General features: G+C 38.9%; 13 protein-coding genes and 3 pseudogenes. 7 read left to right on the forward strand and 9 right to left on the reverse strand.

The genetic code is table 11. From position 1 onward, the window contains the following. Positions 1-21 precede the first annotated feature (21 nt). The 3 genes and pseudogenes from DW103_RS09520 to DW103_RS09530 all read left to right on the forward strand — a co-directional run. A complete protein-coding gene (locus tag DW103_RS09520; RefSeq protein ID WP_122275485.1) occupies positions 22-783 on the forward strand; it encodes a metallophosphoesterase in 762 nt (253 codons plus the stop codon). Positions 784-962: 179 nt separating this feature from the next. Next, positions 963-5,276: an ATP-binding protein gene (locus DW103_RS09525; RefSeq protein WP_122275487.1), complete on the forward strand. Its 4,314-nt coding sequence runs from the start codon at positions 963-965 to the stop codon at positions 5,274-5,276. A gap of 332 nt (positions 5,277-5,608) precedes the next feature. Further along, positions 5,609-5,920, forward strand: a pseudogene (locus DW103_RS09530) (IS21 family transposase); the annotation flags it as partial. A 56-nt stretch (positions 5,921-5,976) separates the two neighbouring features. Here the strand turns inward: DW103_RS09530 and DW103_RS18110 are convergent. Beyond that, complete coding sequence (locus tag DW103_RS18110) at positions 5,977-6,138, reverse strand: hypothetical protein (protein ID WP_158576683.1); 162 nt, start codon at positions 6,136-6,138, stop codon at positions 5,977-5,979. Positions 6,139-6,309: 171 nt separating this feature from the next. Here DW103_RS18110 and DW103_RS09535 point away from each other — a divergent pair, with 171 nt between their 5' ends. Further along, entirely contained in the window at positions 6,310-7,044 is a 735-nt protein-coding gene (locus DW103_RS09535) for a hypothetical protein (RefSeq protein WP_147381197.1), read from the forward strand. Here the strand turns inward: DW103_RS09535 and DW103_RS09540 are convergent. Both DW103_RS09540 and DW103_RS09545 read right to left on the reverse strand, forming a co-directional pair. After that, positions 7,005-7,334: pseudogene (locus DW103_RS09540) on the reverse strand (DUF3987 domain-containing protein); the annotation flags it as partial. The gene DW103_RS09535 and the pseudogene DW103_RS09540 sit on opposite strands and share 40 nt — an antisense overlap. Before the next feature lie 11 nt (positions 7,335-7,345). Further along, a pseudogene (locus DW103_RS09545) lies at positions 7,346-7,718 on the reverse strand (helix-turn-helix domain-containing protein). Between the two features lie 293 nt (positions 7,719-8,011). Between DW103_RS09545 and DW103_RS09550 the strand changes: the two are divergent. Continuing rightward, positions 8,012-9,460, forward strand: coding sequence for a hypothetical protein (locus DW103_RS09550; protein WP_122275492.1), 1,449 nt, complete (start codon positions 8,012-8,014; stop codon positions 9,458-9,460). A gap of 358 nt (positions 9,461-9,818) precedes the next feature. On the opposite strand, the gene mnmE is transcribed toward DW103_RS09550, so the two are convergent. Then, positions 9,819-11,204, reverse strand: coding sequence for a tRNA uridine-5-carboxymethylaminomethyl(34) synthesis GTPase MnmE (gene mnmE / locus DW103_RS09555; RefSeq protein ID WP_122275494.1), 1,386 nt, complete (start codon positions 11,202-11,204; stop codon positions 9,819-9,821). A gap of 11 nt (positions 11,205-11,215) precedes the next feature. Then, positions 11,216-12,337: a DUF362 domain-containing protein gene (locus DW103_RS09560; RefSeq protein ID WP_122275496.1), complete on the reverse strand. Its 1,122-nt coding sequence runs from the start codon at positions 12,335-12,337 to the stop codon at positions 11,216-11,218. A gap of 111 nt (positions 12,338-12,448) precedes the next feature. Here DW103_RS09560 and DW103_RS09565 point away from each other — a divergent pair, with 111 nt between their 5' ends. Both DW103_RS09565 and DW103_RS09570 read left to right on the forward strand, forming a co-directional pair. After that, the gene (locus DW103_RS09565) at positions 12,449-13,633 is read left to right on the forward strand and encodes an AAA family ATPase (protein WP_122275498.1); all 1,185 of its coding nucleotides are present in this window, start codon (positions 12,449-12,451) and stop codon (positions 13,631-13,633) included. A gap of 104 nt (positions 13,634-13,737) precedes the next feature. Next, entirely contained in the window at positions 13,738-14,481 is a 744-nt protein-coding gene (locus tag DW103_RS09570; protein WP_122275547.1) for a nitroreductase family protein, read from the forward strand. Between the two features lie 552 nt (positions 14,482-15,033). On the opposite strand, the gene rpiA is transcribed toward DW103_RS09570, so the two are convergent. The 4 genes from rpiA to DW103_RS09590 are packed head-to-tail and all read right to left on the reverse strand — an operon-like array spanning position 15,034 to position 18,171. Continuing rightward, a complete protein-coding gene (gene rpiA, locus DW103_RS09575) occupies positions 15,034-15,735 on the reverse strand; it encodes a ribose 5-phosphate isomerase A (protein WP_122275500.1) in 702 nt (233 codons plus the stop codon). 49 nt (positions 15,736-15,784) lie between these two features. Next, positions 15,785-16,648 carry a nucleoside phosphorylase gene (locus DW103_RS09580; protein WP_122275502.1) on the reverse strand — a complete coding sequence of 288 codons (864 nt, stop codon included), beginning with the start codon at positions 16,646-16,648 and terminating at the stop codon, positions 15,785-15,787. Positions 16,649-16,676: 28 nt separating this feature from the next. Beyond that, positions 16,677-17,669: a flotillin-like protein FloA gene (floA, locus tag DW103_RS09585; RefSeq protein WP_122275504.1), complete on the reverse strand. Its 993-nt coding sequence runs from the start codon at positions 17,667-17,669 to the stop codon at positions 16,677-16,679. Between the two features lie 10 nt (positions 17,670-17,679). Further along, a complete protein-coding gene (locus DW103_RS09590; protein ID WP_122275506.1) occupies positions 17,680-18,171 on the reverse strand; it encodes an NfeD family protein in 492 nt (163 codons plus the stop codon). Between the last annotated feature and the right edge of the window lie 5 nt (positions 18,172-18,176).

The following is an 18,176-nucleotide window of genomic DNA, read 5'->3' on the forward strand; positions in this document are numbered from 1 at the left end:
AATTAAAACTTGATTAAATCTATGAAAATACAATATGCTTCAGACCTGCATCTTGAATTTGCAGAAAATGCCAGCTACATCAAGTACCACCCCTTGGAAGTGAATGGAGATATACTTGTTTTGGCCGGAGATATAGGTTATCTTGGTGATGACAATTATAGCAAACATCCGTTCTGGCAATGGGCTTCTGATAATTACAGTCAGGTTATTGTTTGTATGGGGAATCACGAATTTTACAAGTACTATGATATAGCAACATTAAAGAACGGAGAACATTTAGAAATTCGTTCCAATGTCAATAGTTATTGTAATGGAATTGTTCGTGTAGGATCTGTTGATATTATTATTTCAACTCTGTGGTCTAAAATCCCTTTTCGTGAAGCCTATTTGACAGAACAGGTTATATCCGATTTCCGGAGAATATTGTATAATGGTGAGTTTTTGACCTTTGCTGAATTTAATAAGGAACATGAAAGATGCTTGGAGTTTATACAGTCAGCTGTTACTAATAGTAAAGCAGATAAGAAAATAGTTGTAACACACCATGTTCCTTCATTTCGGATGCAATGTCTTAAATTCAAGGACAGTCGGGCTAATGGTGCCTTCATTGTAGAATTAGAAGATTTCATAAAGAATAGTGATATAGACTACTGGATTTATGGTCATTCTCATTACAATGTTGATATACAGATCGGAAAGACCAAATGTGTATCGAATCAGCTTGGATATGTCTTTCATAATGAACATGCGACGTTTGATGCAGGGAAGGCAATAGAAATATAATCTAGGCTAATCATTTTGTAGACTAATAATATTTGTGGCTAAAGTTTTTTACGGAAATTAATTGCATAGAAGGTATATACTTGTGATAAAATTAAGAGTCACAGTAATTACTCTCATACTGAGAGACGTATCTTCTTTCATATGTGGATTATTGAAAATCTTTATACATAATTACTCATATGCAGAAAAAAAATATCCAGACAGAGTTTCTTCCCAATAAGTCTTCCTGGTTATCTGATAAACTAGATGAAGAGTCTATTCTTTTAATCAGAAATATTTTGGTTAAACAACAAGTTAAAGCTCGCATTGAAGAAGGTGGAACCACTCCTAACATTGATGGGTACATTGAATTACTTGATAATGAGGAAAGAATTATTGGTAAGCTCACTGTTCAAGTAAAGCATCTTCCCAAACTCACAAACAATGTCAATGTGAGTTACAGCATCCCTCAATCTCTTCTTGCATATGCCGAGCGCATAAAAGGAGAGGTTGTTGTCTTTATGACTTGCGATACAGATAATGGGATTGTATATTGGAAATATATTGATGAGGATTTTATTCGCAAATGTAAGAACAAAAGGGATGATATCCAGGAGACATATGTCTATCATTTTGCATCTCAAGAGAATTTAACAAAGAAAAATGCTCGAGAAGTCATTTTGGAATGGATTCGAATATACATAGAGAAGAAAAAGTCTATAACTGATGATATAAAGAGATGTCATGAATTTATAGCTTTACACAAACATGTTTTTGACAGTATACATGCCGAGTTTTTTAAGCTGCCAGATTCTCATATTTCCCGAAAGGAAACAGACATTCTGTTCAATTGGATTAAAGAAGATTTGTCTAAAGATGAGTCGCCTGTAAAATTGTTAGTCGGTAAAGCTGGGGTTGGAAAATCTGTTGTGATAAAGGGGGTAATCAGGAAATTGGAAAATGAGGGAATTGTAAACATGGCAATAAAAGCAGACTGTTCAAATGTTACTAATGATGAAATTAATGGATTGTCATTGCAGACATTACAGCGTTCTATTGATATGATATCAGCAGGTCGGGATAAGATAGTGCTGATTATTGATCAGATAGATGCATTGTCACAGTATTTGTCAAACGATAGAAGTAAGCTCAATAATTTGCTGAACATAGTTAACACATTACAAGAAAAACGACTGAAAGATGTGAGGATAGTTATTTCATGTAGGCAGTATGATTTAGAATATGATGCTGCGCTTAAATCTCTGAAAGCGACTTCATCAGTTATTGAGTTGTCCACATTGACAACAGACGAAGTGAAAGGTATTATATCAAGGCTAGATGCAAATCTTCCTTCAAAAATGTCCGAACAAACGTTGAAAACACTTAGCGTTCCACAATACCTTGATATTTTCTGTAGAATATATATAAGAAATGATACGAGATACGAATACAATAATCACATAGAATTGTATAACGAATTGTGGGAACATCTTTTGAGTGATGTGCCCACTAATGTTTCTGCGGAAAGAATAGAGTCTTGTTTGTATAAGATTTCTTGCACAATAAAGGCTGCTGATACGCTTAATCCTACATGGATTACAAAAGCAGCGGATTACTCCTTGATTAGCTATCTGGCTAGCGAAGGAGTTGTAGTTTTAGAAAACCATCGAATCTCATTTTTTCATCAAAGTTTTTATGATTATGTCCTAGCCAGATATTATGTGACGACAAAGAAATCATTCATCAATGAATTACCCGATTTGTTTCAAGGTTTGGAATTACGCTCTACAGTAAAACTATTTTTGGATTTTGAACGAGCTTTCTCTGACGAGATGTATCGGAAAGATTTAGAAACAATTATCTTTTCCGATAGGATCAGAGGTCATATAAAACAGTTAGCACTGTCTGTCGTTGCTTATAGCGAAGGTATCCGAGGATATGAAAAGAAAATAGTAAAGCGTCTCTATAAATACGACTGGCGTTTATTTGCATTCTTTATTTCCTCTACCATCTCAGACGACCAGTGGTTTTACATGATAGAAGAGTTGATCGAACCTTTATTGCCAGAAATGACATTAAAATCAGAAATGTATAGTTCCGTTGCAAGTTTTTTGTGCAATAATGCTTCTGCTCATGCTGATGCTGTATATGGATTAATTGACGAAATAAAAGATGAAGACACAAAATTAAGGCTAGTCGGCTGGATTATGCATTGGCATAATGATTATTTATCTGAAAAAGTTCGTGCTTGGTATTTTAAGATGAAAAAAAAAGACAAATCTAACTTGGCGTTTTATGTACATGATGCTATAAAGACCAATCTAAATTTTGCTCTTTATGAAACAGAGAACTTATTGTTTGATTATCTTATAAGTGACAATAAAGCAAAGAAGGAACATGATGATTATGTTTTAATAGAACAGTTGTGTAAAGACTTGTATGATAATCATCCGAAAGCATTTCTTATGCTGTTATATCGATGTTTTACAAAGGTTGTCAAAAACAAACGTGTTCCGGTTTCGTATAGGGGGTACTTCTGTAACAGTGTCTTTAAATCTTATCAACATGACTATATAGAATTAATTTATGAGTGGCTTGGTACTCTATTGGAACAATATGCCATTAAAGATCCTTCGTTTGTCAAATTATCGGTTAAAGAACTACTGTATTTGAATGACGAAATGTCCTTATCACTTGCATTCAGAACGATTAGTTCAAATCCTCGGTCCTTTGATAAAGACATATGGGAGATATTGACTGATAACTCAAAAATAGACAGATACCTAGAGGAAAGTGAGTTTAAATATTATTTCCTTAATATGTTGAAGAACTGGTATTCTACGCTTAGTTCAGAAAAAATTGTATTCTACCAACATCTTTTGCTTAATTTTAAATCAGGAAAAGACTGGTTATCTGATAAAGAACGACATTTTTCCAATATGATATATTGGCATTTGTGGCGGCGGAAATGGATGTTAATCTGCTGTACATTGCCATCTGATGGATTAATGCCATCATTGCGAAAGTGCAAGCAGGAACTTATACGTCGATTTGGGTATGAGTATGAGAATGAAAAAACTAATCATCATGTATCATGTGCTCATATATGTGGTGGAATTGTATCAAAAGAACAATATAAAAGGTTCTCAATCAAAATGTGGAGAAACGCATTTCGTCTGAAAGAATCTATTAGTAATGGTAAATACAGGCCGTTTGATGAGAGAGTTCAAGCTAAAACATTCATGTCATGTGTAGAAGAACGACCGGAATATTTCAAGAATTTTATTTTTGAGATATTTGGAGACAAACAAACGTCGGATTCATATAAAGTAAATGGATTGCTGGGTTTGCTTTCCAGTGGATGCGATATAATTGAGTTAATTCCTTTATTTAGGCGGTTTCTAGTAATAGAATATATACAGTCAAATCCTCATGATTTTGAGCAAATGGCAAAATACTATACAAAAAAAGAGAATATAATATTGAATGAGATGATATTAATTTTGGTAAAAGTCATAAACAAACCATTTCAACCACAAAAAATATATGTGGATTCTGGTTGTGATCAATTGGAACGACTTGTCAATAATATGCTTATGGATGCAATAAATAGTCCACAAGGGATTGCTCTACAAATATTAATAGAAATATGCTCTGTTACTGCACGACGTACACAGATTTATCAATTATTGATGTCATTGCAGGTAGGCTTATCAGAAGAACTAAAACTTCAAGTTATCAGTTTTATTTCGTCAAAAGAATATTATGATGAGGAATTATTCGATAAGTTGTATCCTGTATTGATTTCAAATATGGGTTCATCAGCATTACTAATTAATACAAATGCGATACAATACTACTATTATAATACAAATAGGCCTTTTATTAACGAGTACATTAATAAAATTATGTCTGACGAGAACAGCCATGTACTCCTATCTCAAATATTTTTCTATGGCACAGCACGTCAAGATGAAGAAATTGCAAGTAAATGTTCGGATAATTTAGAGAAGATTCTTTCTTTTGATAATGAATCTGTTATTGCAAAAATAGTTGAGGTATCCATGAAGAGTTTATCCTACACAGAGTTCTCTAGTTTGTCCAAAGTGATTTTGTTAAGATATGCTGGTGATAGTAGAAAAGACGTAATTCGTTCATACCAAATGTATTGCAATAAAATGCCTGTTATTTGTTTTGATTTATTTATAAATTTATCCAAGAACTGGAAGACTGAAAAACATTTAGAATTACATGATCAACTTGAATATATAGAAAAGTGCATCAATAGATATCCAGTAAAATGTTATAGATATATTCGTATGAATAATTATTGGTTATCTGGAGAGAACTGTTATTTTACAGACGATGTTGTCAAGGTTTTACTGCGGATTTACAAGAAACTCAAAAATGATGAGGATGGAGAAAGTATGAATGAGATAATGGATGCTTTTGATAAGCTTCTTTTGACAAATTCTAGAGTTGTTAATAATGCTTTGGAAAAGATGGAGGCATAATTATAATCCTATTAAATCATAAGTAAAACTTATGAAAATGGATTAGTGTTTATTAAAAATGGCACTATACAAAATTATGTATTAGTGAAAAATTGGAAAAAACGGAGCATTCCCACCCTGAAGATCGGTATCTATATCCACTCAAGACATGGTAAAAATGGCCTTAAAATCGGAGTATATTCACCCAGTTATCTACTGTTAGTGGGAATTACCCAAAAACGGAGCATGTCCGTTCACTTTTGTCTTCGTTCCTTTGCATTATGTATCATTAAACATAATCAAAGTGATGGCAGGAAAGACAAAAGATATGAGCAAGATTAAAACAACTATTACGCCTGCATTTGCAGGGAGTGCCCAACCGTAAGATAGCTTCAGAGTTGGATATCAATAAAGAGACGGTGAACAATTACATCCGTTTCGCCACTTCCGATGCGTTAGGTCTCAAAGGCCTTCTGGAATTGGATGAGCCGGTTCTGGAGCATCGTCTGAAAGGCGTGAATCTAGCTTATCCCGATGAATGTTTCGAGGGTTTTAAAGCCCGTTTGCCATATCTGCAGCAGGAAATGAAGCGTAAACATGTGACGCTAAAATACCTTTGGGAAGAATATATCGCAGATAATCCCCAAGGCTATGGCCTGACATAATTCCGCTTCCATTACAAACAACACACAAAAGCGCAGTCTGTACCCCTTCCACCGTCCTAAGTGACCTGTATGTGGGCGGGGAAAAGATCTACTTTGACTTTGCCTGTGACACGCTGGAATACATTGACCTGAAAACCGGGGAAATCATCAAAATCTAAGTCTTTGTCGCCTGTCTTCCGGCCACGGATTACGGCTATGTCCTTTGTGTACCGTCCCAATGCAGCGAGGACTTTATTTATGTCATTAGCCGGTACTTTAAAGAAATCGGCGGTGTCCCAAAAATCATCGTGACGGACAATCTGAAGTCAGCTGTAGTTAAGACTGATCCATACGAGCCGGAAATCAACCGCATGCTGGAAGATCTTACCAACCATTACGGGTGTGTTGTCGTGCCTGTGCGTCCTCTTCGCTCCAAAGATAAGGGATTGTTGGAAGACCATGTCAAGCTTGTTTATAGACGGGTATATGCAGAACTGAGGAACGAGCGTTTCTACTCTCTCGAAGAGCTAAATGCCGCCGTGGCAAGGAAAATGAAAGCCCATAACCGCAAACGGATGAGCAACCGTCTCTATAGCCGTGAGGAACAGTTTTGGGCCATTGAGCAGACGACATTGTCCGCCCTTCCCGACAAGGACTTTGAGATACGTAACTATGCCAGCCTGAAGGTCGGTATAAACGGGTGTGTTTATCTGGGGCGTGACAAGTATTACTACTCTGTACCGTATACCTACATAGGCAGCCAAAGCAGAGTGGTCTATACACGTACACTGATCAAGATCTATTGCGGCGGTGAATACATAGCTGCCCATATCCGTGATTATGCCCCCCGCAAATACACGTTAGTCAAGGAACATCTTGCCTCCAACTGCCAGGCTTACCGGGAACGGTCTCCACAATATTATATCGACCGGGGGAAGAAGGCTACTGAAGAGCTTGGGGAAGTCATACAATATATCTTTGCTACTGCTACAGTCCCCGCGGAAACCTTCTACCGTAGCTGTGAGGGTTTGTTGCATCTGCAAAGAAGCACGGACCCCACACTCTTCAGAAAAGCTTGCGAGGCGGCACTGACCTATCAGAACTACAGGTACGGCTTTATCCTCAAGCTTGTGCAGAGCGGATGACTTTTGTTAGCTCCCGGTCTTCCAATCAATACCATATACAGGATGGGGCTTTCTACCCAGCCTTGTTTGATTTGGGCAAGGTGCGTGTTGCTTATGCCGACTGCTATTGCTGTTAGAATGGCTGCGGCAATGTAGTCGGTAGGGTAGTTGTGGCGCTCGTGTACCTCACGGATGATGCGCTGAATTTGAGTAGGAAATATGCTGATTGGAAATTCCGTACCAGATAATCTTGTGCTTAAATCAATCGCTTCATCAATAATGTATGCCGGATTGATAGAATATATATCCATAACCCAATCCATTAAAATTTTACAGATGATTTAGGCTTATGGCGTACACCACTTTGCATATTGGAAAGCATCTCTTCGTATGTCTGTTCTGCACTCTTTCTCCGTCCATTCTCAATCCAAGCAAGAAGCTCGTCTTCGTAGAAATAGAGTTTTTTCCCCTTCTTATAGGCAGGAAGTAGCTCTTTGCGTACCAATGTATAAATGGTAGGCTTGACTTTTCGGATGATATGGCAAGTATCCTCAATTACCACCAATACATATTTGTCAAATGGCTGCGATTGGAGTTCCGCTACCATCTTTTTCAACTCGATGACCTGTTCGGTCAGATAACCCACCACCCACCGCTTCGGGTAGCTTATCAAATGCTACTGTTTCTTTTTGCATATGTCGCTCGTTTTTAATTGTTCGACGGCAAAGGAAACAGGTGTTTCAATGGTGGAATCATTCACCGGATTATAACTGATGAATAACTTTTTGATGGTGGTTTATGGTGGTAAGATATTGATAATTAGCGATTATTGAAAGCTTAATAATATCACTTATGATGGTTATCTGTGGTTATAGATGAGGAAAAAGAGTTTTTTCTATGAAATATGATGATAAATTATGGATAAGGATCACTCTAATTGATAAGTTTTTTATAATTTTGTAAATAAGGTAGGTTTAAAAGTTCAAGTATGAAAAAGGAACGAAAGGTTGCGAGTAAGGAGACAATTGATATTTTGATAAATAATACAAAAAATGCAATTGTAGATTCAGAATATTTATTACACAATATTGAGCAGGTAAAATTAGAGATATGCAATAATGATTTATCAAAAAAATATTTACAATTAATTTTTGATTTGTTGAGTGGTAGCCTTTCTGGAATGTGTGAAGTGTATAGCAATTTGAAAAGCATGTTATCAAGTAGTAACATATATGTTAAACGCTACCATATGCAGATGGTCAATTTATCACAATATGAATGGTGTATATATCTAGGTGGTAAAGATCAGAATGGTGTGTTAACCAATCTAATAAAACATCTTAATGAGCTACATTGTAATTCGTTAGAATTGGAAAATATTTTGAAGCAGGTTCGTCTGCTTGGTATGAAGTGCGATATTGGATTGAGGACAATGACAGCTCATTATGATGAACCTGATATTATGTACAAAAAGTTACTTGCTCTGAATGATGAAGATGTATATGTACAGAGAATTGGAGATCAGCTATTGATACACGGCATGATACTAAAATATGTATCTCCGGTTTTACAAATAATTAGAGATGTATTATATCACAGTGGTAGAGAATGTATTTATAAAAATAGTTTTGAAGAGTTTAACGTTCAAGAAGTCTTAAATGATAAAGTTGCAGAATCTTTTAACAATAAAGGGAAGCTTGATATTACACTTGCAAATCAAATAGCAAATGCTTGGGATGAAATAGAATCTCAGAAAAAAATGCTTGAGACTTGCGAAAAAGTAATTACGTTTTTAAAATCAAAACAGATGGATTACAATAGGTTTATAGAAACGAAATCGGTTGTAGAAATGCAATTAGCGGTTAGTTTTATGAGATATGATTTAATCTGTTCAATGAATTGTTATCTAAATGCCACAAGTAATACAGAACGGTCAATCTGTTTTATGCACGTATATAGAATTGAGACAGCAGCTTTAACTCATTTATATGGTTATAACGAAGAGCGGAGGCAGAATAGTATATGGAATAGGATTAAATCAATCCCTGAATTTAAGTCAACCCCACTATCAGATGATATAGAGAAGAATCTCAAGATTTTGACATCGCATTTTGATTGTATTAAGAGGAATTTATATACTCATTATAGGGAAGGCGGTAAATTAAATATTAGTGATAGATGGCAATGTGCTAATAAAATGAACCATCCAAAAGAATTAATGCAAATTCTGCAACTTGTCACACTATGTAATAATATATATCATTATCTGGTTTCACTTTTATCTGTGATGGACTCAACAGAGAAAAAGAAAAACGATGAAATGTTAGAACCTATACGAAAGATAAAAGAAATTGCTTGTAAAAACAATATGCCTGACATTGTTAAGATGTCAGATAAATTACTGTCTATATTCTCTTTGTTCGATGTGAAGTCATAACTTTTACGCTATGCTCCTAATCAATTTTATTTTGCACTCTGATTCCGATGCTGTATATGTCTGATTGTCAATATGATATAATTCTAAAAGATACAACCTATAAGTTGGTAAGTGTTTTTACCTGAAAAAGTCGCGGTTTTATATTGCCTTAAGGTACAGATAGGGTACAAATTGCATTATTTTTGTGGTTGACTTTTTTCGAGATAAAGCTAAATTACTGATTATTAGAAAATGACTGTTTTTGTAAATGATTTACAATCAATATATTATCTTCTAAAGCATAAAGCTATATTAATGATAATCTTGATGGCATTTACTTCCTTCTTTTGTATGGTGTAAATGGCTGATAATAAGCATGTTACTTTCCAATACAAAACCTCGCAAAAATATTCCCCAGCACCTGGTCAGTCGTTACTTCGCCTACAATATCCGAAAGGTGGAAAATACATTCGCGTAGGTCTTGGGAGATGAAATCACCGGATAAATCGGATGCGAGTCCGGCTTGTACACGGCGAATAGCTTCGAGGGCACGGGTTAGGGCTTCGTAATGACGGATGTTGGTGACGATGATGTCGTTTTGGGAAAAGGATGGGAGGTTGGCTGCTTCTACCAACATTTCTATCAACTTGTTAATGTGTTCTTTCTGTTTGGCGGAAATGAATATAGAACGAACGTTGTCGGGAAAATCAATAAGTTCTATACTTGTTGGGGTGGGGACTAAATCAGCCTTGTTGTAGACGATAATAAGTTGTTTTCCTTCACAACGGGGAAGAACCTTGTCGGAAAGTTGGGCGATTTGTGTTACAGCTTGGGTCGCATCTATCATCCAAAGGACGATATTAGCTTGGTCCAGTTTCTGAAAAGTACGTTCGATGCCGAGACTTTCGATAGTATCGTGTGTTTCGCGGATACCAGCCGTATCGATAAAACGGAAAGTGATACCTTGTATGTTGACTGTATCTTCAATCACATCACGCGTGGTACCATGGATGTCACTGACAATGGCTTTCTCTTCGTTGAGCAAAACGTTTAGTAAAGTAGATTTGCCAGCGTTTGTTTCTCCAATGATAGCGACAGGAATACCGTTTTTAATGGCATTCCCAACACTGAATGAATTTGCCAGACGGGAAATGACCGTTTCAATGTGGGACGCCAGAGCTTTGAGTTCACTACGGTCGGCAAACTCCAGTTCTTCATGGTCGCTGAAGTCCAGTTCCAACTCCATCAATGACGTAATATGTAAGAGTTGTTCGCGTAACTCTTTCAATTCGCGACTGAAACCACCTCGCATCTGGTTAAGAGCCAATTTATGTTGACCGGCTGAGGTGGATGCTATCAGGTCGGCTACCGCTTCAGCTTGGCTGAGATCCATTTTCCCGTTCAGGAAGGCCCGTTGTGTGTATTCGCCGGGATGGGCGGAACGGCAACCACTGTTAATCAGTAATTGCATGATTTGTTGCTGGATATAGACCGAACCGTGGCAGGTAATTTCAACCGTATCTTCGCCCGTAAATGAATGAGGGGCACGGAAAAGAGCGACCAGAACATCGTCTACCAGCTCTTTCCCGTGCCGAATGCTGCCATATCGCAATGTGTATGCTTTTTGTGAGAACAAATCTTTTCCGACTGTATGCGGGGTGAAAATGTTGTTACAAATAGAAATAGCATCCGGACCCGAAATGCGGATGACGGCAATGCCTCCTGCTCCGGGTGCTGTCGATACGGCACAAATAGTCTCATTCATAAATTAAATAGTTATACAGTGATAAGTTCGTAATTCTGATGTCCGATACCGATTTTCTCAGCATGTTCCAATCCGGCTTGCCAGTTGGTTTCCGGGTGCATCAGATGGAATTTGTCACAATTTTCTAAATGCTCATGATGAGGCTTCTCGGAAAGACGATTGCCTGTTTCCAATATCGGAGCTTTGGTAACCATGTCGGCACAAGCCATATCCAAGGCAACCGGATCAAAAGAGGCTGCTATACCAAGGTCGGGGATAATGGCGGCATCATTATGGTTCCAACAATCACATTCCGGAGAAACGTTCATGATGAAACTGATATGGAAATGAGGCTTACCCGACAATACGGCTTTTGTATATTCGGCAATTTTGTAATTCAATCTTTCGGACGTATCGCCACTTCCCATTATTGCTCCGTCGTATTGGCAAAGGGCTACACATTGTCCGCAACCAACGCATTTATCATAATCAATAACAGCTTTCCGGCTTTCATCCAGATGGACGGCATCGTGAGCACAATGTTTCACACAAATATTACAACTTTTGCAGTTTTCGCGGTCAATAACAGGCTGAGCAGCCGAATGAAGTTCCAGTTTTCCACCTACACTGGCACAACCCATACCAAGGTTTTTCAATGCTCCCCCGAAACCGGTCTGTTCGTGTCCTTTGAAATGGTTCATCGAAATAATGATGTCGGCGTCGGCAATTGCCGCTCCGATTTTAGGGGCTTTACAATATTCGCCGCCGATTTCTATTTCCCGGTAGTCGGTTCCTTTCAGACCATCACCGATGATTACATCACATTTTGCAGAAATCGGATTGAAACCGTTTTCCATTGCACTTTGCAAATGGTCGACCGCATTTGCACGCCGTCCCGAATAAAGCGTATTACAGTCAGTCAGGAATGGTTTTGCTCCGAGACTGCGGAGCAGGGTTGCCATACGAGCGGCATAATTGGGGCGGATATAAGCCAAATTACCCGGTTCGCCAAAATGGATTTTAATTGCTGTAAACTGGTTTTGAAAATCAATGTTCGAAATGCCGGCACGTTTCACCAGTCGTTCCATTTTATCTAACAGGTTACTGGATGGAGTAGTGCGAAGATTAGTAAAGTAAACTTTAGACGTTTTCATTTTATTATTGGTTTAGGTTGACAAAGGTACGAAAAAAACTATTTCTCTCTTTAATCTGTTGGTTTTGTAGATTGGCTTTTATATATTATTTTTGTATCAAATCAGTTATTTATGGACATGCATCGTTTAAATCATATTCAGGTATTAAAAGGAGTAAATCTGAGTTTTTATCGTTATTTATACCGTCAGATAAAGTGGGATGACCGTTTGATTGGTATTCAAGGAGCCAGGGGAGTCGGAAAAACCACCCTCTTGCTTCAACGTATAAAATCAGTTTTTGGTGATTCGGAGACTGCTTTGTATTTGCCTCTTGATAATATCAGGTTTGAGAGAAATACAGTTTCGAAGGTTGTCAAGAATTTTTGTGCAGCCGGTGGAACCCATCTTTTTTTAGATAATGTACATCGGTATGAAAGGTGGACGTCCTTGATTGGTAAACTTCATGCCACTTATCCTGATTTATATATTGTATTTGCTATCTCTTCCCAATATCCCGAAAGTAAGATAATACGGGCTTTGAAAGAAGATGTTGAGCTTTATACACTGCAAACGATGTCGTTCCGTGAATATTTGGATTATGAAGGGGCCTTGGAGCTTAAGCCTTATTCTCTGGAAGATATTGTACGAAATCATGCGACGATTTCACAGAAAATAATGGATGAAATAAATATCGCACCTATTTTCCGTAATTATCTGGACCATGGATGTTATCCGTTTTATTGGGATGACCCGGATTCTTATTTTTTCCGTTTACAGGATTTGATGCGCGACTCGGTTGATATAGACCTGCCGGCAATAGCTTCCGTGGATTATAAGATGCAGCATAAGATAAAAGAATTATTACTTCTTCTTGCAGAAAAACTACCGGAAGTCCCCCGCTTTTCGCAACTTGCCCAGGAAATGAAACTCGATAGTACTCAAATCCGTAAATGTATCGAATATATTATGTCGATGGGGATATTCCGTATTTTACAGTCTGATGAGAATCCGGAAGGTGAGTTTTTGCAAAAGTCATACCTGAACAATACGAACCTGCTTGCCTGTCTGTTCCGTGAGGATGATAGAACCTATATGGCTGAGACGTTCTTTATCGACCAAATCTCCAATGTGGCAACGGTCAAGCTAATGGAAAATAATGACCTTCTGGTTGATGATAAATATACATTTTTAGTGGGTGATCCGTTGAAAGACTATTGGCGCGTCCGGAAGACTGAAAATATTTATGGGGCGATTCATGGCTTATCTAAAAGTTCCGGTCATAAAATGCCTCTTTGGTTATTAGGACTTTGCTATTGATAATTTAATATCCTGTCTTTTTGCTTTATTATAAGAAGTAGCAGACAAATGGTGAATATCTTCGATAACTGATTATCTTTGCATTGGAACTTAAAATATACATGATGATGGAAAGTATGAAAAACAGACGGACAATCCGTAAATATACCTCTGAAAATATTCCGGATACTTTATTGAAAGAGCTGTTGGAAGTTGCAGCTCGTGCTTCAAATACCGGCAATATGCAGCTGTATAGTGTCGTCATCACTCGTGATAAAGCAAACAAGGAGAAGTTGGCTCCTGCTCATTTTAACCAACCCATGATAACGACAGCTCCGGTTGTCCTGACATTTTGTGCGGATGCCAACCGTTTTGTGAAGTGGGCCGAACAGCGTAATGCTGTGGCAGGTTTTGATAATTTCCAAACTTTTATTGCATCAACCATCGATGCGATGTTATTTGCGCAGAGTTTTTGTAATGCCGCTGAAGAAAAGGGGTTGGGTATCTGTTATCTGGGAACGACCGCATATAATGCCGACCAGATTATAGAAGCCTTGTCGTTACCGCGTCTGGTTGTGCCAATTGTAACTGTTACGGTAGGTTATCCGGATGGTATGCCAGAGCAACCTGAGCGTTTGTCGCTCGAGGCTGTTATCCATCAGGAGACATATCAGGATTATACACCTGAAGCAATCGATGCTCTTTATCATGATAAAGAAGAATTGGAGGTGAACAAACAGTTTGTACGGGAGAACGACAAAGAAACGTTGGCACAAGTTTTTACAGATGTCCGTTATACAAAGGCGAACAACGAACACTTCTCCGAAGTGCTTTTGAAGGTGCTGGAAGAGCAGGGATTCCTGAAATAGGGCTGTTCTTCAGTACCACTTTCTATAAACAAAACCACTTTTTATTTTATCATGAATAGTACAGGGAACTATTGTATTTCAAGTAATAGTTTATTCCTGAGGAAACAACTGCGTTCCGTTTGCTCCCGGGTAAACAAGGTTGTCGACCTAGGTCGTTAAGGTTACTGAGCAAGGTTGATAACCTTATTGAGCCAGGTGAAAAAGATAAGAAGTGATATAGTTTGCCTTATCTTGTTATATCTTTCTTATTACTTTCTATAGGGGAAGAAGAGAGCGTGTCATTTGTATGACATACCTCCTGCTCTTTTTCAGAGGGGGGGAATAGGTAGCATTCGACATATTCCGGATGAAAATATGCCCCGTTTTACTTAAATAAAAGAGAAAAATGGCCTTTCCTGAATGATTTGAATGATGCCTGAATGATTATTTAAGGGTATCCTTCAGCGTAATGTGCACTGTGATAGCTGTTTATTGAGAAAATGAAGGATGAAGGATGAAATAGGGAGAAACACAGGGAAGGCTAAAGTGTAATTCTTTTACGAAACAGTTTTTTTACTCTGTCTGTAGGAGGGTTATGTTGTAATGCATAAACAAACCGCTTTCGATAACGCCTGTAATCGATTTGATGGATGCTTCGAGATTGTCCGGGATATTGTCGAACCAGACATCGAGAATGAAATTTCCATTTTCCGTAATGACCGGCCCATCTTTACTTACAGCCATTCGTAGGTCTATTTCTCTGGGGTTGTAGGCTTTCAGTACTTGCTCTACATACATCAATGCTTCGGGAAAAACTTCTACCGGAACAGGAAATCGACTGCCTAGTTTTGTGACCTTTTTGGATGAATCGGCAATGATATAGGTTCGGGGACTGGTACTAATCAACAACTTTTCTTTGAACATGGCGCCGCCACGACCTTTTATCAGATTTAGTTCCTGGTCGACTTCGTCGGCGCCATCGAAAGTCCAGTCCGGTTTGTGTTCCAGCAAACTGGTGACCGGAATGCCTAAACGAGAACAATGCATCCTTATTTCTTGTGATGTAGGTATGGCTAGCAGATGCAATCCTTCATCTTTTACCCTGCGAGCTATACTTAAAAGAGCGAGGTAGGAGGTCGAACCGGAACCTACCCCGATAGTTTCACCGTCTTTTACCATTGAGGCGATGCGGACGGCTATTTTTTCTTTCTCTTTTCGGTTGGAAATAGGTTTTCCCCATTCTAAGGCCGATAAAAATGTTTGTTCCCTTTCCATGTATCCAATATCTTATATTTTATAAACAACGAAGGAAAAAGATAAGTTGTCAGATTCGGTCCAGTACTGTTTCAATTAGTCCGTTCATCGTACCTTTGTATTCAGTATTCATATTTTTGTCCACACGTCCGGCAATGATGCAACAAACAGTCATGGCACGATGTCCCATCATTGCTGCTAATCCTGCGAGGGACGAACTTTCCATTTCGAAGTTGGTAATCCGGAAATCTTTGTAGTGGAATGCCTCTATCTTTTTGTTCAGTTCCGGGTCAGCAAGCGGCAACCGGAGTTTCCGTCCTTGCGGACCATAAAAACCGTTGGCTGCAATAGTAATGCCTCGGAGAATGTCGTTTTGCGTGATTTGCTTTATCAACGATGAATCGGCCGAAACTACATAAGGTCGTATCCCTGTCAATTTCCAGTCCAATTGTTTCCGAAGCTCGGTCTCGAAAGCGGAGTCGCGTACTTGTTGAGAATCGGCATAAAAGTAAAGAACTCCATCGAAGCCGATAGATTTTTCGGCAGCTACATAAGTACCGATGGGCGTAAAGGGTTGAAGCCCTCCCGAAGTTCCGACACGAACCAATGTGAGTTGTTTGAACTCTGTTTTGACAGTTCGTGTCCGGAAATCAATATTGGCAAGTGCATCCAGTTCATTTATTACAATGTCGATGTTGTCTGTCCCGATACCGTGCGAAAGTGTTGTGATACGCTTTCCTTGATACATACCGGTAATGGTATGAAACTCACGACTGGAAACTTCACATTCGATTGAATCGAAATAGGCAGCCACCGTATTCACCCGGTCAGGATCGCCGACTAGAAGGATGCGGTTGGCCAATTGTTCCGGTTTCAGATGCAAGTGAAATGCACTACCATCTTCGTTGATTATAAGTTCGGAAGGAGGAATCATTTGGTTTATGGATTTAGAGTTCTAAATATCAATCCTTTAATGGCTTTGACGGATTATTGGCTGGTTTTGCAATAGCCTCGCGCATACCCGTATCAGCTTCTATATTCTTCATCTTGTAATAATCCATGATTCCCAGATTTCCACTGCGGAAGGCTTCTGCCATCGCTTTCGGTACTTCGGCTTCCGCTTCGATTACTTTGGCACGGGCTTCCTGTGCCTTGGCTTTCATTTCCTGTTCTACGGCAACAGCCATAGCACGGCGTTCTTCCGCTTTAGCCTGTGCGATATTCTTGTCAGCTTGTGCTTGATCCATTTGCAGGTATGCACCGATGTTCTTACCTATATCGATATCGGCGATGTCGATGGAGAGGATTTCGAATGCGGTACCGGCATCCAGACCTTTACGGAGAACTAGTTTGGAAATGGAATCCGGATTTTCCAATACACTTTTATGATTTTCGGATGAACCGATAGATGAAACGATGCCTTCGCCTACGCGTGCCAGGATTGTTTCTTCGCCAGCTCCACCCACCAATTGTTTAATGTTGGCACGAACGGTTACACGTGCCTTGGCAATCAGCTGAATACCATCTTTGGCAACGGCTGTTACGGGCGGTGTGTCAATCACTTTCGGGTTGACAGACATTTGAACGGCTTCGAATACATCACGTCCGGCCAAGTCGATAGCTGTCGCCATCTGGAATGGTAGGTCGATATTCGCTTTTGAAGCAGAAACAAGGGCATGGACTACTTTCTCTACATGTCCGCCTGCCAGGTAATGCGCTTCCAGTTCATCACGCGTCAGTGTTTTCAGACCCGCTTTATGAGCTTCAATCATTGCACGGGTGATGATATAAGGCGGAACATTACGGATACGCATCAAGAAGAGTTGTATCAGCGAGATGTTGACACCGGATACTTTTGCCGAAATCCAAAGAAGGAACGGCACATAATAAAAGAATATTGCCAACAGCAATACGGCTGCGCCCAGAAGGGCAAAAGGCACGAAGGTCATTTCCATATAATTTTATTTAAGCGTGAGTATTTGTTGTTTCTTTTTTTGTTTGTACAATCACATTATAGCCATCTACCCGCATCACTATGACAGGTGTATTTTCGTCTATCAGTTCGTCAAGGGACTTGGCTTCGACGGTAATCCCTTTGATTCGTGCTTTACCGATAGGGGCAAGGCGGGATAAAGTTATTCCTTCATCACCGGGCAGGATACCCAAGTCACGGCTGGAAGTAAGTTTCGAGTCGATGTCTGTTTTCAGAGCCACGCGACTGAACGATTTGGACCGTAACAACCATGCAAAAACTATTCCAAAAACTATAACCGAGGCTACAAGTGTAATATGTCCTGTCCACAGACTGATGGTGTATGCATAAATAAGTCCTCCGGCGGCAAAAATAAATCCGCCGACTCCTGCCACCGTTATTCCCGGAAGCATAAATATTTCCAACAGGATAAGCAGAATCGCTATTACCATCAGGAAAATAATAATACTTATTTCAAACACCATAATAG

The organism is Parabacteroides sp. AM08-6 (genome assembly GCF_003473295.1).
Taxonomy (GTDB): domain Bacteria; phylum Bacteroidota; class Bacteroidia; order Bacteroidales; family Tannerellaceae; genus Parabacteroides.